This window comes from Myxococcales bacterium, from assembly GCA_016712525.1.
Taxonomy (GTDB): Bacteria; Myxococcota_A; Polyangia; order Polyangiales; family Polyangiaceae; genus JAAFHV01.
In genome coordinates, this window is the sequence record JADJQX010000007.1 from 872552 (window position 1) to 895412 (window position 22861).

A 22861-nucleotide genomic window follows, 5' to 3' on the forward strand; every position below is an offset into this window, starting at 1 on the left:
CCCAAAACAAACTTGGGCACGGAACGGTCACCCGGTACGCTGATTTCCGAAGCGCGCAGGATGGATCCGAAGGAACCTCTCGACCGGCTGGGTGGCTACCGTGTGCTCCGCCGCATCGCGACGGGAGGGACGAGCGACGTCCTCCTCGCGAAGGCCGAGGGCCCGCTCGGGTTCGAGCGCCAGGTCGTGCTCAAGCTGCTCCTGTCGCAGTACCGGGACGACCCGCAGTTCGCGCGTATGTTCGCGCGGGAGGCGGCCGCCTACGCGAGGCTCTCGCACCCGGCGATCGTGCGCCTCTTCGACTTCTTCTCGCAGAACGAGCAGCTCGTCATGGTGCTCGAGTTCGTCGACGGGATGCCCCTCAACCGGCTCCGCGCGACGCTCAAGGACGCGGGCAAAAAACTAAGTGATCTTGCATCCTTGTACGTGGCCGATCGGGTCTTCGACGCCCTCGCTTCGGCGCACGGCTACGTCGACGCTCAGGGGCAGAAATCGCCGGTCATCCACCGCGACGTGAACCCGTCGAACGTGCTCGTGGGGTGGAACAGCGAGGTGAAGCTCGCGGACTTCGGCATCGCGCGTGTCACCGGGGTGCGCTCGGACACGCAGGCCGGCCTCATCAAGGGCACCTTCGGCTACATGGCGCCCGAGCAGGTCGCCGGGGGCGACATCGGCCCCCACACGGACGTCTACGCGGCGGGCGTGCTGCTCTGGGAAATGCTCGCGCACCGCAAGGCGATCCAGCGGGGCGCGCTCCCCGAGATCGAGATCCTCCGCGCGATGGCCGAGCCGAAGATCGTCTCGCTCGACATCTTGCGCCCCGACCTCGACCCGCGGCTCCGCGCGGCCGTAGCGGCGATGATCGAGCCCGCCCCCGAGAAGCGGACGATCACGGCCGAGGAGGTGTGCCGTACCCTGCGCGACGTCGTTCAGCCGGGGGCCGGGCGAGGCGAGCTCCACGAGCTCTTGAAGGTCGCCAAAGAGCGCGAGAAGGCGAAAAAGAAGCCCTCGGGGCACGAGCCCGTCGCCGAGCCCGTGGCCTCGCCGGCGCCTCCCGCCGCCAAAGCGCCGAGCGTGCCCCCGAAGGCACCCGAGGTGCGCGCGAAGGCGCTCGACCACGTGCCCGCGATGCTCCGCACCGAGCCCCCGCCGAAGCCGACCGAAGGGGACACCGACGCCGACGCGACGAACGAGCTCGACGTGGACAAGCTCTTCGACGGCCTGGCGCTCCCCGACGAGAGCTCTCCGCTGCTCGAGATCCTCGAGAGCGGCCCGTCGACGGTGCCGGACGAGAAATCCACGGCGCCCACGTCGCCGCCGCCCAAAGCCGCCTCGACCAAACCCCCGCCGCCGCTCCCTGCGGCCGCGAAGGCCCCGACGACCCAGCCCCTCGCGGCCACGCTCGCGTCCGAGCCGACCCAAGGCAAGACGGGCCCGATGCCCGCCAAAGAGAGCCCACGGTCGGGGTCGGGGACTGCCCCACTTCTGCCACGTCCACCTACCCCCGGGCAGCCCATCGCGCCGGCGAAGGCCACGACGACGCTGGCCAAGACCGCTGCGTCGCCCCCTCCCGTGCCCAAGGCTGCCCAAGGGGCGCTCCCGGGCCCCGCTGGGGCGCCGAAGCCCGTGACGGCCGCCGAGCTCGCCACGGAGAAGGCGCGGGCGGAGAGCTCCGAGGCCTCGTTCGACGACACGACGGTGGCGCGCGGCTCGGCTCGAGCCGACGTGGTCCCGCTCCCTTCGGCCAAAGCGACCCTGATGATGGGGAGCCCCGAAGCGGCGCCGCTCGTCCCCCAAGACGAGAAGACCGGGCTCGTCGACGGGGCGAAGGTCACGACCGCGATCATGGCGGAGCGGCCTCCGCAGCTCGCCCCGCAAGCGCCTCCTGCCCCGCCGATGCCTCCCGCGGCGCCCGTGGGCCTGTCCGGTGGGGCTCCTCCGCCTCCTCCGCCTCCTCCGATGGTCTCTCCGCTCATGGCGCCGGCGGCCCCGCTCGTCGCGCTCGACCCTCGCCTCGTACCGCCGGTCCCTCCGCCGCGGCCCAGCATCGTCGGTCGGGTCGTCGCCCTCGTCTTCGTCGCGCTTTTGTCGGCAGGCGGAGGGGTCGCCTACGTGAAGCGCGCACGGTGGCTGCCGGCGCTCGGGATAGGCGTGGCCCCCGAGCCCCAAAGCACCGCCTCTTCCCCGCCGGCGAGCGCGTCGGTCCCGCCGCCCGTCGAGCCTCCCATCGCGTTCGGTTCGTCGGCGCCGCCCGTCGCGTCCGCACCGGAAGCGGGACCGGCGTCCGACGCGTCGGCGCGTGACGCCGCAGCGCTCCCGAAGGACGCCTCGGTGGAGGTCACGAAAGACGCCGAATCTCCCGCCCCGGCGCCCTCGGCCTCGTCGGCGAGCGCCCTCGTCGCGAAGGCGAGCACGACGATCCTCTCGACCCGCTCGGCGTCGCCGAACCACCGCATTTTCTTCGACGGGCGCGTCGTCGGGGAGACGCCGGCGTCGGTCGAGGTCCCTTGCGGAAAACACACCGTGCAGCTCGGGAGCGCGGGCACCTCACGGACGCTCGAGCTGCCTTGCGGTCAGGAGCTCGTGGTCGGCGACAGGTGACGGCCCGCCGCTCGCTCCGACCCGCTCAAGGTCCCGCGTCGAGGGGGGCTCCGGCGTCGAGCAGGCCCGGCGCCTGGGGCCCGCGGCCCTGGAAATAGGCCCAAAAGAGCTCGGCCCAGTCGGCCCCGCCCTTCTCGGTCGGGTGGATGTGGTCGCCGGCGCGCTTCAACGTGAGGTTCCGCGAGTCGAAGAATTTGCAGGGCGCCGAGTGCTCTTTGATGACGTCCACGATGCCGCTGTCCGGCTTCCACGTGGGAGGGCTCATCCAGTAGCACTCGCGGTCGCCGATCTTCTTCACGATGGCCTCGACCGCGGCGATGTGGTTCTGCGGGAACGGGATGAAGACGTCGTTCGCGCCGAGCGTCAGGATGACGATGTCGGGCTTGTGTTTGTCGAGCAGGTTCTTGAGGCGCGGGCTCCGCGCGTAGGTGCCGATCGACACGCTCACCTCGTAGTCGCGCACGAACTTGGCGCCCTCGGCCTTGAATTTCGCCCCGAGGGCCTTCGTGAGCCCGCCGTCACCGCCGACCATCGAGTCGCCCGCGTGAAGCACGACCTTGCCCGTGAGATCGCGCGGGGGAGGGAGGGCGGCGCTCGCGTCGTGGGGGACATCGGCCTGCGCGTCCGCCGCCTCGGGGGCGAGAGGAGCGGCCGCGTCGCCCTCGGAGGCGGGCTTCGGAGTGTCCTTGTGCGAGCACGCGAACGACGCGAGCGCGAGGGAGAGCAGCGTCGCGACCGTGCGCGCACGAGAGCCAGCGGGTGCCATGCGAGGCGAAGCGCTTACCACAGCCGGGCCTCGGGCGATCAGCGTTCGCTGGCGCTCGCCCCGATGCGGACCGTGCCGCCGCGTCGGAGCGTGCGATCGTCGGGCTCGTCCGCGGGGGAGACCGTGGGGTGGGGAGCGGGGGCGGCTTTGCCCTCGAAGAACGCGAGGAAGTGCTCGGCCCAGGTCGCGCCGCCCTCGTCGTTCGGGTGGATGCGGTCCTTCGCGCGGGCGATGTCGAGCGAGCTCGAGTCGAAGAACTTGCATGCCCCGGCGTGTGCGCGAATCACGGCGACGATGCCGGTGTCCGGCTTCCACGTGGGCGGCCCGACCCAGTAACACTCGCGGGCTCCCACGGTCTTCACGATGCTCTCGACGTACCCGCCGAAGTACTCCGGGTACGGCAGGAAGACGTCGTTCGCGCCGAGCGTGAGGATGACGATGTCGGGTTTGTAGTGGTCGAGCAGGCGCCGAAACCTGGGGGCTTGCGAGTACTTACGGATCGAGACGGCCACCTCGGCGTCCCTCACGAAGCGAGCCCCTTCGGCCGTGAAGTAGTGCCCGAGCGCCTTCGCGAGGCCCCCGTTCCCTCCGACCATCGAGTCGCCGGCGTGGAGCACGGTCTTTCCCTTGAGGTCCCGCGGGAGGGGCAGAGCCGCCTCGGGCTTCTTGCTCTCGACCGGTGGGGCCGAGGCCTCGGGGGCGGCAGCGGGCGCTACCTTCGCGGGGAGCTTCGTCGGTGCGGGACGGCGGGGCGGGGCCGGCGGCTCTTCGGCAGGTTTGTCGACGCACGCCGAGCCCGTGAGCGCGAGGAGGAGACACGTCGCGGCGAGCGCCGCCGTGCCACGAGGAGAGAGCCCGGCCTTCACCCCCGCATTGTCGGCGAGCTTCGCCCGTCCTGTCGAGAGAGACGCGGGACGAAAAAGCGGCGCGTGCCGAAATGGCGAAAGGCACACCCCGTGGGGCGTGCCTTCGGCCGCAGTCATCGGACGTTCAGGGGGACTCGGCGTCGGCGCAGCAGCGGAACCCCGTGGAGTAGTCGTGGTAGACCGCGTTGTGGGCGGTCGTGCGGTAGCCGCAGCCGTCTCCGTTGAGGTGGGTGTCTTGGTAGTACCCGCCCTGGAAGGTGCCGGCCGGATCGTCGACCCACTCGTGGATGTTGCCGACCATGTCGTAGACGCCGTAGCCGTTGGTGCAGCCGGCGTGGGAGCCGGTCTCGGCGAGGGTGCCTTCGACCTGGTTGAGCTTCTCGTCGTTCAGCTGATCCCAGCCCCAGGTCTTGGCCGCGAGGGGGAAGATGACGCCGATGGGGCTTCGGCCGTGGTCGTTGCAGCGGCCCTCTTCCTTCTTTTCGCCGTAGCCCCAGGTGGTCTGCTCGGGGCCCATGCAGGCCTTTCGCCACTCTTGAGGTTTGCAGAGGCGCTTTCCGGAGGCCTTGCAGGCGGCTTGAGCCTGTTTCTCGCTGATGTGCGCCTGCGGCTTCACGCCGGGCAGGCTCACGGCGCGCACCTCGTGCCCCTCCATGCCGAGGAAGTACGGGTAGGCCTTCTGCTCGCCGGAGGGGAGCACCTCGACCAGGGAAGCCTCGTAGCGGTCGATGCAGTACTTGCCATCGATGCTGGCCATGCCGGCCGGGCACGGGCCCCGGGACGACGCGAGCGGGGAGGCTTGCGGCTCGAGCAAGGAGCCCGAACGGACGCCCTCCGCGTTACGCGGCTCGGCTACGAGCTTGAGGCCGTCTCCGAAGGACGCGACGTGGGCGTTCTTCGCGGACGGGCTCGAGGTGAACGCCCGGTGCAGCGCATTCTGGGTGGGGAGAGCCGGCCCTTCGCCGCTCGAACCGGGGGCGGGCTTGGTGCAGCCCGAGAGACTCGCCGAAACTGCCAAGGCAGAAACCAGAGCGGGCACGATCCAGAGCGCCCTGGCGAGGGGGGCGTTCGTGGAGAGGGAATCGTCGTGCCCAGGCAGGGCGTTCCGGGAAAGTCTCAACCGCTACCTCCGGGATACGGCCGACGGGTATGACCCGGCAGCCCTAGGGCCGCGAAACAATCTTCGCGACGCCCTCGGGTGTACCGGTCGGTTTCCGGCAGGGAAATCAAAAACGGCCCAGGCCCTTCAATAAGGTGCGACCCCGCGGCACATGGACTTTCACTGTCCTCCAGCGGATCTGGCGCTCGAAGTGCCATTTAAGGTTGATGTCTAAGTGCTTGAAATCACGTAGACACCAAGGCCGCGTCAGAGCAGCATTCCTCGAACGACGGACTGCGTCATGGCGGCGAAGTCGGCGCGGTCGAATTGGGCGCCGCTCGTGAGCCAATCCGAGTGCGCGATCTCCTCGATCGAGGATCCGGCGAGCGGGCCATGGAAGTGGCCGAGCACGTCGAGGTGGTCGGCGTGCCCGGCCCAAACGACGTCTCCCCAGACCTGCGAGAGCACCGGCACGACGCCGTCGTTCGAACGGGCGCCAGGGAGCCGTCCGATGCCCTCGTCGAGGAGGCGCTCGGTGGACGGGGCGAGCACGGCGGCCGCGCACGGGTAGGTGTCGTCGTAGCGGGCCGTGATGCCGTAGAGCGTCGTGAAGAGGGCGTGGGAGAGCATGCGCCACGGGGAGAGCGCGTGTTTGGCCAGGCCGAGCGCGGTCGGAGGGGGCGCAGCGCCGACCACGCACTGGTACCGGACGCCCGCGCGGTCCTCCACGCCGGCCTGGAAGAGGTCCATGGCCTCCGGCGTGAGCTGGATCACGGCGCCCTGGTCGCCCTTGATCGCGTCGAGGTACGCGCGGACCTCGCGGCTCTTCGCGGGCTCGAGCACCCCGAGGAGGGACTCGGTGAGGCGGCCGAGCATGTCGACCTCGAGCCCGAACGCCTTGTCCATGCGGCCGACCCCGAGGACGAGCGCGCTCGCCACGGTGAGCGGGGGGGCCGACAGCGTGAGGGCGACGAAGGTGAAGGCGCTCACGGCGTAGAGCATCTGCTGGCCGGCCTTCGTGGCGAAGAAGCTCGCGAGCGGCGTGCCGTAGTGCGGCGTGTTCATGGTCGTCACCGAGCGGAGGCGCGGGATCCAGTCGCGGGTGTGCGGTCCCGTGGGGAGCCGAGCCGACGGGGAGGCCACGAGGCGGGCGTCGAGGCCGCCGGTCGAGTGCCCGACGAGGTGAATGTCGTCGTGGGGGCCGGACGTCTCGGCCACGGCCTCGGCGAGCCGTGCGGCGCGCCTGCGGATGGACGCGGTCGGCGGCACGTCGACCACGTGCACCTCGGCGTCGAGGCCGAGGTACTTGAGCTCGTCGAGGAGGGCGGACCGCAGGTGCGCGAAGTACCCGAAGGCGCCGAGCTCGGCGAACCCGAACATCCCGGGAGAGAGGTACACCCGATGCATGGGCCCTACTGCACCATCGCGCCGCGCGAGCGGTCAAGCGCGGTGAGCGCGCCCGACGATAGAAATGTCAGTGATATCGGTAGGATGTCAGCCCTTCATGGCCGCCACCGGCGGGACGCGCGCGGCCCTCAGCGCGGGGAGGAAGCCGCCGACGACCCCCATGGCGAGCGAGAACAGGAGGCCCGTCACGAGGATGCCGGGCGTCGGCTCGAACGAGAACACGATCTCCGACCACGAGGCGAAGTTCATCATCGAGATCTTCTGGCCCCCGAGCGCGAGGGAAGAGACGGTCCCGAGGAGCCCCCCGAACAGGGAGAGCATGACGGACTCGGAGACGAACGAGAACAGAATGGCCCCGCGGGAGAACCCGAGGGCGCGCAAGATGCCCACCTCGCGGCTCCGGTTGGCCACGGCGGCGTACATCGTGATGGCCGCGCCGATGACGGCGCCGAACGAAAAGAAGACGGACACGAGCGTGCCGAGGATGGAGATGAAGAGGCCCGTTCCTTCGCTTTGTTTCTCGTAGAAGTCCGTCTCGCGCATGGCCTGGAGACCGATGCGCTTGTCTTGCTCGACGGCGCGCTGGTAGTCGGCGAAGGCCTCGGGTGACGTGAGCCGCACGCGCACGGCCGAGCGGATGCCCTGGCGGCCGAAGGAGCTCCGCACCGTGTCGAGGGCGACCCAGACCTCCGACTCGTGCGACGAGCCCCCGTCCTCGAAGATGCCGACCACCGTGACCGGGCGGTTCTTCTTGATGTCGAACGTCTGCCCGAGGTCCATCCCCCGGAAGCGCCCGCGGACCCGCTGGCCCACGATGGCCTCGTCCGCGCCGGGCCTCGGGGCGCGGCCCTCGACCACGTGCACGCTCGGTCGGAAGGTGAGGACGTCGTCGGTCACGCCCCGGATTTGGAGGTTCGTCACCCCGACCGCGCCGATCTTCTCGGAGGCCGTCACCACGACGACCTCGGCCGCGGAGAGCGGAGCGCCGTCCGGGCCACGCTTCACCTGGGGGAGCGACGTGAGCACGCCGACCTGCGCGTCCTCGAGGGTGCTCCCGAGCTCGTTGTCGGAGCCTTTGCGCAGGACGATGGCCACGTCCGCATGGCCCGAGGCGCCGAGCGTCTTCCGGATGCCGTTGGAGAGCATCATCGCGACGGCGAGCACGAACACGACGAGCCCGATGCCGAGCGCGGTGGCGAGCGTGGTGGCCTTGCGGACGGCCAAGCTGCGAAAGTTGTATCGTATCGGAACCATTGCGAAATTCCTCAGGCGATACGCCGGAGCGCCTCGGTCACGCGGAGGTTGCCGGCAGCGCGCGCGGGCAGGATCGCCGCGAGCACCGAGAGGCCGACGGAGAGCCCGAGGGCCAAAACGAGCACATGGCGCGGGACGCCCACGTAGACGAAGAGGTTGCCGAGGTTCTCCTCGAGGTAGCGACCGAGCCCGCGCTCGACGAGCGGGTAGGAGAGGAGCGCGCCCACGATGCCCCCGAGCGCGCCGACGAACGCCGCCTCGGCGAGGACGAAGAAGACGACGTGCCCCGGCCGGAAGCCCATCGCGCGCAGCGTGCCGTACTCGAAGGTGCGCTCGCGCACGCCCATGGCGATCGTGTTGCCGAGGACGAGGGTCATGATGACCAGGATGACCGCCGAGATGATGTCGACCGCTCGGAGCACGGCGGAGATGCCCGCGAGGAAGGACGCGTTGAACGAGGCCTCGTCTTGGCTCAAGGTCTGGGTGTCTTGCACGTCGAACGCCTTGTCGAGCGTGAGCCCGACGTCGGCCGCGTGGGACGGATCGTCGACGCGGCTCACGATCCAGCCGATCTGGTCGCGCCCGCTCGCAGGGAGGGCGTCGTTGAGCGTGTCCCACCGGAAGATGAAGCTCATGCGGTCGATGGACTTCTTGGTCGCGGTGTAGATGCCGACGATGGTGAAGGTCCATGGGCTATCCGGGTCGGCCGGGTAGATGCCGCTCTCGAGGGTGACCTTGTCTCCGACCTTCCAGCCGAGCTTCTTCGCGAGGAGGTCGCCGACGATGGCGCCGCGCTTCTCCTCTTTGAAGCGGGTAAGCTCGGCCTGCCCGACGAGCATCTCGTCGTAGACGTCGAAGTACTTGTCGCGGTCGACGCCGAACGTGCCGAAGAACTCGTCGGCGTGGCTCGGGTCTTTGCCGCCGAACCAGCTCGCGAAGGTGGCGACCCGGATGCCCTTCTGGGCGCGCACGTCGTCCACGTACTTCTTGGGGAGGGGCATCACGAAGGTGACCTTGTGGCGCGTGACGACGCGGTCCTTGGCGGCCACCTCGGAGGCGCTCGTCCACGAAAAGACGAGTGTTCTCAAGGTGATGAACGTAAGCACCGCGATGGCCGAGGCGGCGATCGTGAGCCCCGTGCGGACGCGGTTCCGCCAGAGGTTCTTGGCCGCGAGCGTCGCGAGGTTCATGGCCCCTCGTGCGTCGCCGGGCCCTCGCGGAGACGCCCCTTGTCGAGGTGGAGTCGCACCGTCGCGCGCTCGGCCGCCATGGGATCGTGGGTCACCATCAGGATCGTTTTGTCGAGCTCGCGCGAGAGGGTCTCGAGGAGGCGGAGGACCTCGTCCGCGCTCTTGCGGTCGAGATCGCCGGTGGGCTCGTCGGCGACGATCACGCGAGGGTCGTGCACGATGGCGCGCGCGATCGCCACGCGCTGCTCCTGGCCGCCCGAGAGCTGCTTCGGCAGGTGCCCCATGCGGTCCTCGAGCCCGACGACCCGCAGCGCCGTTTGAGCGCGCCGCTTCCGCTCGACGGCGGGGAGATTCGTGAGGAGGAGGGGCAGCTCGACGTTCTCGAGCGCCGTGAGGACCGGGATGAGGTTGAACGACTGGAACACGAACCCGACGTTCTCCGCACGAAAGCGCGCGAGCTCACCCTCGCTCATACGGTCGATGCGTTGGCCCCCGACCTCGATCGTGCCCTTCGTGGGTTTGTCGAGGCCGGCGAGCAGGTGGAGGAGCGTGGATTTGCCCGACCCGGACGGGCCCATGAGGGCCTGGAAGGAGCCCTCGGGGATCTCGAGATCGAGCCCGTCGAGCACGTGGAGCGTCTCGCCTCCACGGGTGTAGCTCTTCCCGACTCCTTTGACCGAAATGAGGATGGGGGCAGGTGTGGAGGCGTCGCTCATTTGGCCTTCTCCTTGATGGGCTGTCCGTCGACGAGGCCGTTCGGATCGCGGACGAGCTTCGTGCCAGGGGGAGGCCCGGCGACGAGGACGGCGTCCGTGCCGAGCGTCTCGCCCAGCGTCACGGGGGTGCGCTTCGCCTTGTCGCGCTCGACCACGAAGACGACCTTCGCCCCCTCGGCGCCCGTGACCGCCGCGAGCGGGACCACGGTACGGACGGTGGCGCGGCGCTCGTCCTCGCGGAGAGGGCGCGCGAGGAACCCCACGCGGGCCGACATTTCCGGCCGGATCTCGGGAGGGAGGGCGTCGAAGCGCACCTTGACCTGCGCCGTCGCTTTCGAGCGGTTGAGGCGCGGACCTACGGCGACGACTTTGCCGGGGAAACGCTGCCCGTCGATGGCCTCGAGGACGATCTCGCAGGGCCCCTCGGGGCGGATCTTTCCGAGCCGCGCCTCGGGCACGTCGGTCTCGACGAGGAGGGAGGCGAAGTCGACCAGCTCGACGAGCGTCTGCTGGGGGCCCACGACGTCTCCGAGCTCGGCGGGCTTGGTCGCCGCGACGCCGTCGATCGGGGCGCGCACGGTGGTCTGCGAGAGGCCCACCGAGACCTGCGCCACGTCCGCCCGGGCGGCGACGGCGTCGGCCTCGGTCGACCGAACCTGCTCCTTCAGCGTGGCCGCGCGGGCCGCGAGATCGTCGGCCGAGGCCTTCGGCGCCGCCCCCACCTTGACGAGCTCGTTCTGCCGCGCGAGCTGGATCTCGACCTCGCGGAGCTGCGCGCGCGCCGCCTCGACCTTGGCGCCGGCCGCGAGCACACGCGCGTTCGAGGCCGCCACGGCCGACTTCTGATCGCTCGGGTCGAGCTCGAAGAGGACGTCTCCCGCTTTGACCTTCTGGCCTTCGCGCACGGAGACCTTCACGATCCTGCCCATCACCTTGGTGCCGACCTTCGCCACGACCTGGGGGACGACGTAACCCGTCGAGGTCACCTCGACCTGAGCCTGCGAGGGGGAGAGCTGGCCGACCTCGGTGAAGGCGACCTCGGTCTTGAAGAAGCTCGCCTCCGCGCGCGCGGCGAGGCTCCCTCCTACGACCACGAGGCCTCCCAAGAGAACGAGCGCCCCGACTACCCTTCCGAAGGTGCGGAGCGCGGGCGAGCCCGGGCGGGGGGCGTCGGTCTCTGCGCGATCCGCGAGGGGAGCCGGGGGGCGCGTCTTCGCGCCGCGCGAAGATCGATCGATGCGGAGCGACTGGAGGTCGCGGGAGAGGTTCTCGTCGGTCGTCACGTGGGCTCCGGGGCCTGGGCTCGCGTCCCGCGAGCCTGGCCCGAATGGATAGCCGGTCGGTGCCTGCCTGGCAGCCCGGGTGACCATGAATCCTTCACCAGGACTGGATACTGATCTTTTGCTCAGTGTGCAAGCAGCTCGCGGTAGATCGCGGCATAGGCGCGGCACATCGCCCCGACCGAGAAGCGCGAGAGCACCAGGGTGGCCGCGCGGTCCAGGATGGCTTCCGTCGTGGCTTCCGGGACGGCGAGGGCGCGGGAGACGGCGCGGGAGAGCGCGCCTTTCGACCCGTTGGCGGCCAAAAAGCCCGTTCGTCCTTCCTGGAGGAACTCGGGCACACCACCGGTGGGCGTCGCGACCACGAGCCTTCGTGCGGCCATGGCCTCGAGGAGGGCGAGCCCGAGGCCCTCTTTTCGTGCCCCCGAGACGACGAGGTCGACCTCGCCGAGCGCGGCGTGGACGTCCGTCACGTGGCCGCGGAACCGGGTCCGACCGAGCATCCCGAGCGAGCGGGCGAGCGCGCGGATCGCGGGGGCGTCGGGCCCGTCGCCGACGATGTCGATCTCGAGGTCCTGGAACGGAGCGAGGGCCTCGAGCGCGATGTCGACGCCTTTTCGCGGCTCGATTCGGCCGACGATGGCGACCCGCTTTCTCGCTGCGGAGCGCCTCGGGAGCGGGGAGAACGTGTCGACGTCGACGCCGTTCGGCACGACACGCGCGTCGCGGAGGCGCGCGCCCGCCTTGGCGAGGGCCACACGACGAACGGCCTCGCTCACCGAGCAGGACACTCGGGCGTCTTCGATCGTCGACCGAACGAGCGCCCAGCAGCTCGGGTCGTCGAAGACGCGTGTCGAGTGCTCCGTCCGCACGATCGGCGCGCGTAGGGCGCGCCCCACACGAGCGCCGACCACCTGCGCCCCGAAGGTATGGAGATGAAGGACGTTCGCCGCCGTGCTCTTCCACGCGCGCTCGAGCCATTCGGCTTCGGCGCTCCCGTAGGCGCGCGCGAGCATCGCGACGGGGCCCTCGGAGCGCACGCGGCGGACGTGGAGCTCCGGCACCCGCTCGCGGAAGGCCTGCACGATCGCGTCGCTCGGCGAGTAGAGGGCGACCGCGTGGGCGCTCTCCGTGTCGTGCCGGACGAGGTCGAAGAGCATCCTCTCGGCCCCGCCGAGCTCGCCCGCGGACACCACGTGGAGGATCTTGGGAGGGCTCATCGCGCGCCCTCGGGCCGACCCGTGCCGTCGAGCTCCGCGAGGCGCAGCGCGAGGAGCCGATGGAGGAGGATGGCGAGCAGGGCGTGCACGAGGCTCGTCGACAAGGCGATCCCCGGCAGGCCGAAGAGCTTGCCGAGGATGGCGTTCCCCAGGAAATTGAGCGCCGCGTTGAGGATGCCCATCCGCACCATGATGCCGCTGTTCTGCGCCGCGACGTGGGCCCTCACGAGCACGAGCAGCACACCGAACGGCGGAATGCCGACGAGGTAGTAGGGGAGCACCTCGGCCATGCGCGACACGCCCTCCCCATCCATGGCCCCGTGCAGAAACACCACGCGGAGGAGCGGAGCCCGGATGGCGTACAGGACGACGCAAGAGGCCGCGAGCGAGGCGAACGCGACCCGCACCGCCCGCGTCGTTTTGGCGCGGAACGCGAGGTAGTCGCGCTTGGCCGAGTCCTCCGAGAGGTGCGTCAGCAAGACCGAGAGCATCGCGGCCTGGAGGATGGACGTCGGGAGGGAGCCGACGTCGCCCGTGAGCCGGAGGATCGTGCCGCCGCCGGCCACCCCCACGAGCCCGGCGAAGAGCTGATCGACCGAGGGGTTCACCCGGGTGATCGCGGCGCCGAAGACCTCCGATACGATGAGCTTCCCGGTGCGCACGAGGGCAGGGGGCCGCTCGAGAGTGAAAGAGAACCGGAGGCCGCGGGACATGCGCACGAGGGCGGCGAGGGTCGTGAGCTCCCCGGCGAGCTGCGCGTACGGGATCCCCACGGGGCCGAAGCGCCGGACCGCGAAGAGGGCGCTCACCGAGACCGCCGTGCCGAACGCGCTCGCGATCGGGAGCGCGAAGTACCGATGCTCCGCGTTCGCCTGCGCGCCGAAGAAGGTCTTCAGCGAGAGCGCCATGAGGTACGCGAAGAAGCCCGGCACCATGAGCTCCGCCATGGCGCGGTCGGGGCCCGAGTACACCACGGTGAAATACGCGGCCGCGACGAACGACACGGCGAGGGCGAGCGCGCTCCCGTAGACCACGGTGTGCGCGAGGAGCGCGCCCCGGAACCGCGGCAGCTCCTCGGGGGACTCGCGCTTCACCTCGGCGAGGAGCGGGACGAGCGCCGAGTCTTGGTAGGCCGAGAACACGAGGGAGCCCGCGAACGTGAAGACCGCCCACGCGAACGTGTACACGTCCGTCGTGTGGGAGCGCCCGAACCACGTCGAGAGGAGCCAAGGGAAGATCGCCTCGCCCCCGCGGAACACGATCTGCGCGGGCAAGAGCCCGAGGGCCGTCCTCCCGACGCCCCGCTCTCGGGGGGCCTCCGACGGTGCCGGAGGGTCGCTCACGTGCCGAGGATCTCGGGCAGGTCCGAGAGGCCGACCGTGGCGATGTCCTCGCGCGCGCAGAACGAGAGCAGCCCGGCGAGCGCGCCGAGGATGCGGTGGGCCTCGCCGCGGGTCTTCGCGTAGGGGCTCAGGCCCTCGACGATCTCCACGTTGTGGAACATGCAGGTGAGCACGGGCGGCCGGCGGGAGCCCGACGCGAGGTGCGCAGAGATCTCGTCGCGCGCGAGCCGGGCGAGGGCGTCGCCGGACGCGTGGGTGGGGCGGAGCCAACGCGGGTCGACCCTCGAGCCTACCCACGGAAGGCTATTTGCCCAATATTTACGTATGGTTATGGGGGCTTCCCAGAGCGGGCAGTTGCCGGGGGTCCCGGGCGCGTCCCAGGCCGGGTGGTACGGCTGCGTGGGGGCGCCGTGGAAGGCGAGGCCCGGAGCGCCCGCGGAGGCCCAGTCCATGTCGGGGGTGACGCTCGATTCGACCGTGTAGCCGAGGTCGGCGAGGATGCGGAGCGAGTGCTTCCCGACCCCGAAGCGCCCCGCACGGAACGACCTCGGAGCCCTCCCGAACGCGTCGTCGAACCAGGCGGTGAGCGTCTCGAGCTTCGCGCGCTCCTCGGGCTCGGGCAGGTCGCGCTGGAACGCCGCCGTGACGTCGGGAACGAAGGCCCCGGGCTCGACCGTCTCGGCGTGGAGGTGGGTCCCGAGATCCCCGGACGAGCGCGCGAGGACCTCGACGGAGGCCGGATCGCGGAGGACCTCGCCCGAGACGAGGTAGGTGCCCTTCGCCCCGAAGCTCGCGAAGAGCGGCTCGAGACGCTCCCGAACGCCGGTGGTCACGCCCACGAAGGCGAGCGGTTTACGAACGAGCCACCGCGGGGCCTTGTCGCACTCCGTGTCGATCGTGACGGTGAGGTACGCCCGTGGCACGACGCTTTGCTACCACAAAAGCCTGTCTTTCGGCGAGGATCGGCGCCTTGGGGGCGTTACCCTCCGCCGGCCGCGGCGGGCTCGACGAGCGCGAAGGAGACGTCGTCCGCGAGGCGGTAGCGCGTCTTCCCGTGCTCTCCTGCGTCCCGGACCCGCGTCACGAGCGCCGGGTCGCCGAGGAGGTCTCGGACGCGGGAGACGAGGACCCGCACGCGGTGCTCGGCGTCGGCCGAGTCGGGACCCGGGCCGCCTGCCGCGCGCAAAATCTCTTCGGCCGAGAGCCCCTCTTTCGCCCGCCGCAGGAGCTCCACGACGAGCGGCTCGAGCGCCCGCCTACGCTCGAGAGAGCTCTTCTTCGCGCCGACCCGGAGCTCGTGGGTGAGGGTATCCACGACGAGGGTCGCCGCGCCCACGCTCTCGGGGAGTGGTCTCCGTGGGGCGCGCGCCACGCCTTCCCGCGTCGTGACGTAGCAGGTCTCTTCGCCCTCGGGCCCGAGGGTGACGTCCGCGAGCCGCACCGCCGACGACTGCCCGAGGACACGCTGCGCATACCTCACGACCCGGCTGTCGTGGGAGCGGCAGCCGAGCTCGTAGAGCGCTCGGCTCGCTCGCCGTTCGGGGAACACCCAACCGTGGCGCTCTCCCGAAAGGCAAACCCGTTCGATGCAGGACTTCGCCACGTCGAGCTTGCCCACGGCGAGGGCCGCGCGCCCCACGACCAAGTTCAAGGTGCCGGTGACGAACGCGTGGGGCAGGTTCTCCACGTGCGAGAGCCCGAGCTCGATCGCCGCCTCGAAGGCCCCGGAGGCCTCGAAGGTCCGGGCGCGCGTCGCCACGAGGTCTTGGGCGTCGATGGCGTCGACCTGGCCGAGCTCCGCCTTGAGCCGTTCGGTCTTCGCGAGCCACGTCTTGGCCTGGGTTCCCTTGCCCGCCGCCGCGAGCGCGAACGTCTTGTGGCTCGCGAGCTGGTAACGAAGCGTGGGCTGCTCCTGCGAGCCGAGGATGCCGAACGCCGCCTCGACGGCCTCGATCGCCTCGTCGGGTCGGTCGGCCGCGATCGCGACGATGGCGAGCACGTCGTAGGCGTCCGCGTGACGCCAACCCGCGGCCACCTGCGCGGCCGTCGCGACGGCGGCGTCCGCGTGCTCGCGCGCGGCCTCGATGGCGCCCGTCGACCCGAGCGCGATGGCGAGGTTCGCGTGGGCCCGCATGGCGGCCGTTCCCCGGGAGGGCGCGCGGTCGAGCGCCTCTCGGTAGTGTTTCGCGCCGGTCCTCGGGTCCGCGAGGCGCATCGCCAAATGCCCGAGGGACATCGACACCGCGACCCGAAACGCACCCTCGCCGAGGCGCTCGGCGACGTGCTCGGCGAGACGAAGCGACCGCGCCGCGGCGGTGACGTCGTTTCGGCGGAGCTCGAGCTCCGCGGCCACGAGGTGGATGTCGAGCTGTTCGCGCAGGCCCGTGCCCGAAGGCGCGTGGGCGAGCGCGCGCGCCGCCTGGGCTCGCCCCTCCTCGGCCTCCGCGACGCGACCGTCCAAGATGGCCAGCATGGCGCGCTCGAGCGCGAGCCGCGCCGTGTCGGCCGGGGGCCAATGTGCCGGAATCGTTCGGAATTCGGACGAAAGCTCGCGGGCCCGGTCGAGGCTCCCTGTCTCGCGGTAGGCGCGCAAGAGGCGCACGGCGAGGCCCGGCTCGAGCTTGCGGGCGGCATCGCCGTCCGGAGACAGGGTCTCGATCCAGGTGCGCACGAACTGCGCCTCTTCGGCCGCGGCGAGGCGGTCGAGCAGCTCGGCGACACGTGCGAGCGGGACTCCCTCGTCGCGTGCCGACGCGGTGAGCTGTGGCGCGCGCGGGCCGTCGTCGCGTGGTCGCGTCGACGGGGGAGGCTTCGCGCCCTCGGGCGGCGGTCTCGCAGGGCCCTGTTCGGCAGCTCGTCTCGCCATGGCGCCCGAGACTACCCCGAGACGGGACTTTCCGCGAAGGACCTTGAAATCGCGTTTTTGGGAGCCCGCCTCCACGCCCCGCGGGTAGTCTCGACCCCACCATGGCGTCGACGATCCTCTGTGTCGCGGGTGCGCGGCCGAACTTCATGAAAATCGCCCCCATCCTTCGTGCGTTCGCCGCCGACTCGCGGTTTCGCGCGAAGCTCGTCCACACGGGGCAGCACTACGACGAGAAGCTCTCGAAGGTCTTCTTCGAGGATCTTGCCATCCCGCGACCGGACATCGAGCTCGAGGTGGGCTCCGGGTCGCACGCCCAACAGACGGCGGAGATCATGCGCCGCTTCGAGCCGGTGCTCGAGGCCGAGCAACCCGAGGGGGTGCTCGTCGTCGGCGACGTGAACTCCACCGTGGCGTGCGCGGTCGTCACGTCGAAGTTCTTCTTGAAGGCGCCGTACACCTACATGGGCAAGGCGCGGCAGCGTCCGCTCATGATCCACGTCGAGGCCGGTCTCCGTAGCTTCGACGACGACATGCCCGAAGAGATCAACCGCAAGCTCACCGACTCCGTGAGCGACCTCCTCTACGTGTCGGATCCGGCCGGCATGACGAACCTCGAGCGCGAGGGGGCGTCGAAGGATCGCGCCGTGTTCGTGGGGAACGTCATGATCGACACGCTCGTCTCGGCGCGCGCCGAGGCCGAAAAATCGGACGTGCTCGAGCGGCTAGGCCTCGCCCCCGAGCGCTACGGGCTCGTCACCTTGCACCGCCCGAGCAACGTCGACGACCCCGTCGCGCTCGGCGGGCTGCTCGGCACGCTCGGCGAGATCGCGCGGGAGCTGCCGCTCGTCTTCCCCGTGCATCCGCGCACACGAAAGCGCCTCGCCGACGCGGGCATCACGCTCGACCCGAAGCTCTTCTCGCTCGTGGATCCTCAGGGGTACCTCGACTTCATGAAGCTCACGGCGAACGCGAAGTGCGTGCTCACCGACTCGGGCGGCGTGCAGGAAGAGACCACGGTGCTCGGCGTCCCGTGCATCACGCTGCGCGAGAACACGGAGCGCCCCGTCACGTGCGAGGAGGGCACGAACCAGCTCGTCGGCACGGGGCGAGACGCCATCTTGAAGGCGTACGGGCGCATCGAGGAGGTCAAACGCGCCGGGAAGGTCCCGCGTTTCTGGGACGGAAAGAGCGCGGCGCGCATCGTCGAAGACCTCGGGCGCCGCCTCGGCTGACGCGCCGCCGAAGGCACCCGAACCGCACGCACGCGCGAGAGGACGAGCGAGACATGAGGACACGCGTCTACATCACGGTCGACGTCGAGTGCGCCGAGGAGCGCGGCGCGAGCCAGCCGCTCCAGGGCTACGATTTGCGCGTCTTCGGGCGCTTCGCGAACCAGCGCCGTGCGCTCGGGATCGAGCTCTTGATGGACGAGCTCGAGGCGGCGGGGCTCAAAGGAACCTTCTTCACCGAGGCGCTCGGCTCCCACACGTTCGGGCGCGAAGGGCTCGCCGAGGCCTGCCGTGCGATGGTCACCCGCGGCCACGACGTGGAGCTCCACACCCACCCGATCCAGCGCGTCGCCGACTACCGAACCCGCGGTCTCTCGCCCGCGAACGACGACATCGGGAGCTACGACGTGCCGACGCAGACCGAGCTCCTCCGCGAGGGGAAGGGCATCCTCGAGTCGTGCGGCGTGCCGGAGGTCCTGGGATTCCGCGCCGGCAACTTCGGAGCGGACAACCGCACCTGGGAGGCCATGGCCGCAGCGGGGCTCGTGGTCTCGTCCAATTTCAACCCGTGTTACTTCGAGAAGAACTGCAAGATGCGGCTCGACGACGCGGGCTCGGCGCTCTTTCGCGCGCCGCACGGCGTGTGGGAGCTGCCCGTGAGCACGTTCGAGGAGCGGGGGGGCGGCATGCGCCACCTCCAAGTGACGGCGGTCTCGTGGCTCGAGACGGTCGACTATTTGTGGAAGGCGCGTGCGCTCGGCCTCCGCGAGGTGACCGTGGTGACCCACTCGTTCGAGCTCTGCCACATCGACTCGATCGAGGGGAAAGTGGGCAGGCCTAATACGTTGAATCTATTAAGGTTTCGGTCGTTGTGCAGGTTCCTCGAGCGTAACGCCGAGCACTTCGAGGTCGACACCGTGGGGGCCCTCGCGCGGAGGCTCCGCGACGGCACGGAGAGAGCGCCGATCGTCGTGCCGCGGGCGGTCCCGGAGGGCTCGCTCGTGCGCAAGGTGCTCCGTCTCCCCGAGCAGGCGCTGAAGCGCGTCGAGGCGAAGCTCCCGTGGGTGCCCGCGATCGTGGCGAGGAGGGCCTGATGGTCGCGCAGGGGCGAGTGCTCGGTCCGGTTCCTTCCCCCGTCGTCGTCCGTGGTCGCGCCAGCGCGGGCTCGTACGAGGGCTCGCTGGGGGCCCTCGACTTCGCGAGCGCGGCCTCGGCTCTCGTGCGGATTCGCCGCTTGAAGCGGTGGGTCTACTTGGCCTTCGCGACCGAGCGGTACTTCGCCGCCATGGCGATCGTGCGGCTCGGGTACGCGGCGAACGCCTTCTCGTTCGTGCTCGACAAGGCGCGCGGCAGCATCGTCCAGCGGGACACGGCGATCCTCCCCGTGACCTCCGTCGACGTCTCCGACACCACCGGGCCCGGTGCCCACGCGACGTTCTCCTTCGGTGCGCGGCGCGCCTCGTTCCGTCGGGCCGCGGGCCAGACGTTCCACGTGAGCGCCGCCTTTCGTGGCCTTCGCCTGGACGCCGAGCTCGACGGAGAGAAGGCGCCGCCGCCCATCTCGGCCGTCGCTCCCACCGAGGGAGGCCTCTTCACCACGACCGAGAAGCGCCTCCTGCTCGACGTGAGGGGCGACATGACCGTGGGCGACGACCGCGTGTCGCTCGACGGCGCGCTGGCAGGGTACGACTACTCGGCCGGGTTCATGCCGCGCCATACGCGTTGGAAGTGGGCGTTTTTGATGGGGAAAGTGGACGGGGTGCCCCTCGGTTTGAACCTCGTCGAGGGCTTCGTCCGTGAGGCCGAGTGTGCGGCCTTCTACGACGGCAAGGTGTACCCGCTCGGAGAGGGGCGCATCGAAGGCAAGGACGCGACGTCCCCGTGGGCCGTGGGGACGACCACGGGGGAGACACGCCTCGACTTCGCCCCGCTCGGCGCGCACGCCGATCGCACGAACCTCGGCATCGTACGCGCGAGCTTCGTTCAGCCCGTGGGCCTCTACTCGGGAGCGATGCGCCTCGGCGATCGCGAGCTTCGGCTCACCGACGTGCTCGGCGTGACCGAGGACCAGAGCGTCGTGTGGTGACGACCTTCGCCTAGGAACACGCGTTTCGAAACGCCGAAGCGGCGCCCTCGTCTCGAAGAGCGCCGCTTCGTATGGGCCGTCCGCTTCAGCCCTTGGGCTCGGCCACCAGCATGGGGGCGGCGTGGAGGTACTTCGCGAAGGCGCGTTTTCCCTCGATGTCGCGGTACACGCGCTCGACCTGCTCCGCCGAGATCCCGAGCACGGGGCCCGCCTCGGCCGCCGAGACGCCGTGGTTCTTCGCGTAGAGCGCGAGGTCCATCTTGTCGTACGGGAGGGAGTAGTAGAACTCCTCCTGCGACTGCGGCAGCGAGTAGGTGTCGGTGGTCGGAGGGCGACGACGTACCTCCTCGGGCACGCCGAGGTACTCGGCCATCGCGTAGACCTGGCTCTTGTAGAGGTGCGCGATGGGCTTCACGTCGGCCGCGCCGTCGCCGAGCTTCACGAAGAAGCCCTGGTCGTACTCGACGAGGTTCGGGGTGCCCGCGACCGCGTAGTTGAGGCGGTCGGCGTGGTAGTACTCGAGCATCTTGCGGCAGCGCTGCTTGAAGTTCGTCGCCGCGACGATGCCGAGGTAGCCCTCGAGCGGGAGACGGGCCCGGTGCTCTTTGCCCTCGGGGTCTTGGGCGACCACCGAGAAGACGCGGTACGAGTCCGTGTCGACGACGGACGGGAGCACGATCTTGCTCTTCCAGCCGGGGCCGTAGCCCGGGATGGCCGTCTTGATGGCCTCGTCGCGGCGCCCGTACGCGCGCGCGCCTTCGAGGAGCGCGCTCATCTCTTCGACGGCGAACGCGATCCCGTAGTGCTTGCACATGAGCGCCGAGAGGTTGCGGGTGTCGTCCGAGTTCTCTTTCTCGGGGAGCTGGAGGCCGAACACCTTCTCTTTGCCGAACGCGCGCACGGCGAGCCCGCCGACCACGCTCGAGTCGATGCCGCCGGACAGCGCGACGATGAGCCCCTTGCGCTTCAGCGTGCCGAGGACCTGCTCACGAAGCTTGGCGACGATGCGCTCGGTCTCTTGGGCGCAATCGAGGTTGAGAACGTCTTTGCTGAAGGCCATGTCGCGCGTCTCCTCCGCGCCTCGTGGTTCGCCGAGGCGCGGTTCGTGGTTCCGAAAAAGGCGGAAGGGCGGGCCGAGCCCCCCGAGCCGCTCGGGCTCAGGTTACACGGTTCCGCCCTCGGGATCGAAGAGGAACCGTGCCCCGCACGATTTCCCTTCGGTTGCGAAAAGTCGAACGATTCTCAGTCGTTCGGGGGAGGCGTGGCGCACTTGATCGCGCCGCCGTCGTCCGTGAGCGCCTTCTCGTCGGCGGGGCACGCCGCAGGGGCGGGTGCGCCGAGCGTGACGCTCGCGACCCAGTCGGCCACGTAGTCGGCGCGCGCATCGACGATGCCGCCGTGGGTGGCGTCGGCCTCGTAACACACGGTCGTCTTGGTGCCGTCTTGCTTCAGGCGATCGAGGGCGCACTGCATGCGGTTCGGCGGGATGGTCGTGTCCTTGCCGCCGTAGAGGAGGAGCATGGGCGTCTGCGCGGCCTTGCCCGTGAGGCGCGGGCGGTCGTCCTTGTAGCGCTTCTGCCACTTCACGCAGACCGTGTCGGCCGGATCGCAGTCGTTGATGCCCGCCGAGACGAGGGCGACCTTCTTCACGAACTCCGGATCGAAGATGTCCTCCGGGAAGGTCCCGAGGGCCTCGAGGGCGGGGTACTTCCCCGACCAGCACGTGCTGTCGACGAACGCCTTCACCTGGTCTTGTTTTCCGGGGGCGAAGAGCTTCTTCCCCTCGCCGGGGCCGTCGAGCAGCTCGGCGTGCGTGTAGTGGTACCAGGCCGAGACGGCCGTGATCGAAGGCGACGTGGCGATGGGGTAGTCCTTGCTCACGCCGCTGAAGAGCGCCGCGCCCCACGAGCGCTGCGAGAGCCAGAGGGGGGCGTACACGGCGACCGCGGCCACGTCGAGCCCGGCCCCGTAGCTCTCGGCGAGCGCGAGCGCCGAGAGGGCCGAGTGCCCGCCCTGCGAGTGCCCGACGAGGACCACCTTCGGGTCGAGGACGGGGAATAGCTTGCGGATGGCGCGCGCCGAGTCGAGCGTCGATTTGCCGACGTCGGCCGCACCCGCGTAGACGCTCGGCGGGTTGCCGGCGGCGCCGTACCCCGCGTACCCCGCGAGGTCCGGGAGGACGACGGCATAGCCCGCGCCGACGAGCGGGTACACGAGGCTGTAGAGGTCGTCGTTGACCGACTCGGCCGCCGGATCGAATTTCGAGGCGGTGCACGCCGCGGCCTGGCCACGGCTCCCGCGCGCAGCCACGACCACCGGGAGCTTGTCGGCCCTCGGCGTCGTCGGCACGTACACGATGCCGCTCGAGTAGCCGGCCGAGCCCTTTTCGTCGCCGCGCTCGGTCTGGAACTGGATCTTGAACACGCGAGCGCCGGTGGTCGGCGGTTTGCCCTTGTAGCCGACCTCGGCGAGCTTCGTGGCGATCGCCTCCTTGGAGAGCTCGGCGTCCGCGCCGCATTTCAGCACCTCGCCGCGCTTCGACGGGTCGGCCGCGAGGGCCGCGCCCGGGGCGTCGTAGATGCTGGCGGGGGCATCGGCGCAGGGGATGGCCGGGGTCTTCAGCGTGAGCCCTCCGCTCCCGCCGTCCTCGCATTGCTCCTTCGCGGGATCGCAGGTGCCGGGCGGGTTCTCGATGGGCTTGTCCTCGGAGCAACCGACGAACGCGACGGTCGCGAGGAGGGTGGACGAGAGGGCTGCGACGAAAGCGAGGTGCTTCATGGGTCTCCGATGGAGGCGAGAGGGCTTTGGGCAGGCCCGTTTCACGGACCGGGCACCAAACGACAAGTCTACCACGTAGGACTCGAGCATACACCCGCCCCCGGCAAAATGGCGGGCCGGCGGGAAGTGTGGAAAATCGCCGCGGAATCCATCAGAGTCG

General features: G+C 70.2%; 18 protein-coding genes. 4 read left to right on the plus strand and 14 right to left on the minus strand.

All coding sequences use genetic code 11. The features are described 5' to 3' along the window. The first annotated feature begins 60 nt into the window (after positions 1-60). The gene (locus IPK71_20860; GenBank protein ID MBK8216188.1) at positions 61-2601 is read left to right on the plus strand and encodes a protein kinase; all 2541 of its coding nucleotides are present in this window, start codon (positions 61-63) and stop codon (positions 2599-2601) included. Between the two features lie 25 nt (positions 2602-2626). Here IPK71_20860 and IPK71_20865 read toward each other — a convergent pair whose 3' ends face one another. From IPK71_20865 to IPK71_20920, 12 genes are all read right to left on the minus strand, one after another. Next, positions 2627-3367, minus strand: a complete 741-nt coding sequence (locus tag IPK71_20865) for an SGNH/GDSL hydrolase family protein (GenBank protein MBK8216189.1) — start codon at positions 3365-3367, stop codon at positions 2627-2629. A gap of 38 nt (positions 3368-3405) precedes the next feature. Continuing rightward, complete coding sequence (locus IPK71_20870) at positions 3406-4233, minus strand: SGNH/GDSL hydrolase family protein (protein MBK8216190.1); 828 nt, start codon at positions 4231-4233, stop codon at positions 3406-3408. 124 nt (positions 4234-4357) lie between these two features. Continuing rightward, positions 4358-5251 (minus strand): SUMF1/EgtB/PvdO family nonheme iron enzyme, encoded by an 894-nt coding sequence (locus tag IPK71_20875; protein MBK8216191.1) that lies wholly within the window; start codon positions 5249-5251, stop codon positions 4358-4360. 348 nt (positions 5252-5599) lie between these two features. After that, positions 5600-6739, minus strand: coding sequence for a hypothetical protein (locus IPK71_20880; protein ID MBK8216192.1), 1140 nt, complete (start codon positions 6737-6739; stop codon positions 5600-5602). 87 nt (positions 6740-6826) lie between these two features. Next, positions 6827-7993, minus strand: coding sequence for an ABC transporter permease (locus tag IPK71_20885; protein ID MBK8216193.1), 1167 nt, complete (start codon positions 7991-7993; stop codon positions 6827-6829). Between the two features lie 11 nt (positions 7994-8004). Then, on the minus strand, positions 8005-9183 hold the full coding sequence (locus IPK71_20890; GenBank protein MBK8216194.1) for an FtsX-like permease family protein: 1179 nt from the start codon (positions 9181-9183) through the stop codon (positions 8005-8007). Beyond that, the gene (locus IPK71_20895; GenBank protein MBK8216195.1) at positions 9180-9899 is read right to left on the minus strand and encodes an ABC transporter ATP-binding protein; all 720 of its coding nucleotides are present in this window, start codon (positions 9897-9899) and stop codon (positions 9180-9182) included. Before IPK71_20895 ends, IPK71_20890 begins: the two co-directional genes overlap by 4 nt. Further along, positions 9896-11269 (minus strand): efflux RND transporter periplasmic adaptor subunit, encoded by a 1374-nt coding sequence (locus tag IPK71_20900; protein MBK8216196.1) that lies wholly within the window; start codon positions 11267-11269, stop codon positions 9896-9898. The genes IPK71_20895 and IPK71_20900 overlap by 4 nt, the downstream gene beginning before the upstream one ends. A 35-nt stretch (positions 11270-11304) precedes the next feature. Beyond that, positions 11305-12399: a glycosyltransferase family 4 protein gene (locus tag IPK71_20905; GenBank protein ID MBK8216197.1), complete on the minus strand. Its 1095-nt coding sequence runs from the start codon at positions 12397-12399 to the stop codon at positions 11305-11307. Beyond that, positions 12396-13742 (minus strand): hypothetical protein, encoded by a 1347-nt coding sequence (locus IPK71_20910; protein MBK8216198.1) that lies wholly within the window; start codon positions 13740-13742, stop codon positions 12396-12398. The genes IPK71_20905 and IPK71_20910 overlap by 4 nt, the downstream gene beginning before the upstream one ends. Next, on the minus strand, positions 13739-14665 hold the full coding sequence (locus IPK71_20915; protein MBK8216199.1) for a hypothetical protein: 927 nt from the start codon (positions 14663-14665) through the stop codon (positions 13739-13741). The genes IPK71_20910 and IPK71_20915 overlap by 4 nt, the downstream gene beginning before the upstream one ends. Positions 14666-14721: 56 nt before the next feature. Then, positions 14722-16608: a hypothetical protein gene (locus tag IPK71_20920; protein ID MBK8216200.1), complete on the minus strand. Its 1887-nt coding sequence runs from the start codon at positions 16606-16608 to the stop codon at positions 14722-14724. A 101-nt stretch (positions 16609-16709) separates the two neighbouring features. Between IPK71_20920 and wecB the strand changes: the two genes are divergently transcribed. From wecB to IPK71_20935, 3 genes are read left to right on the plus strand one after another with little or no spacing between them, the layout of a single operon-like run. Further along, positions 16710-17840, plus strand: coding sequence for a UDP-N-acetylglucosamine 2-epimerase (non-hydrolyzing) (gene wecB, locus IPK71_20925; GenBank protein ID MBK8216201.1), 1131 nt, complete (start codon positions 16710-16712; stop codon positions 17838-17840). Between the two features lie 53 nt (positions 17841-17893). Further along, positions 17894-18931 carry a hypothetical protein gene (locus tag IPK71_20930; protein ID MBK8216202.1) on the plus strand — a complete coding sequence of 346 codons (1038 nt, stop codon included), beginning with the start codon at positions 17894-17896 and terminating at the stop codon, positions 18929-18931. After that, positions 18931-19923 carry a DUF2804 domain-containing protein gene (locus tag IPK71_20935; protein ID MBK8216203.1) on the plus strand — a complete coding sequence of 331 codons (993 nt, stop codon included), beginning with the start codon at positions 18931-18933 and terminating at the stop codon, positions 19921-19923. The genes IPK71_20930 and IPK71_20935 overlap by 1 nt, the downstream gene beginning before the upstream one ends. 85 nt (positions 19924-20008) lie before the next feature. Here IPK71_20935 and nadE read toward each other — a convergent pair whose 3' ends face one another. Beyond that, positions 20009-20983 carry an NAD(+) synthase gene (nadE, locus tag IPK71_20940; GenBank protein ID MBK8216204.1) on the minus strand — a complete coding sequence of 325 codons (975 nt, stop codon included), beginning with the start codon at positions 20981-20983 and terminating at the stop codon, positions 20009-20011. 182 nt (positions 20984-21165) lie between these two features. Then, positions 21166-22701, minus strand: a complete 1536-nt coding sequence (locus tag IPK71_20945; GenBank protein ID MBK8216205.1) for an alpha/beta fold hydrolase — start codon at positions 22699-22701, stop codon at positions 21166-21168. Between the last annotated feature and the right edge of the window lie 160 nt (positions 22702-22861).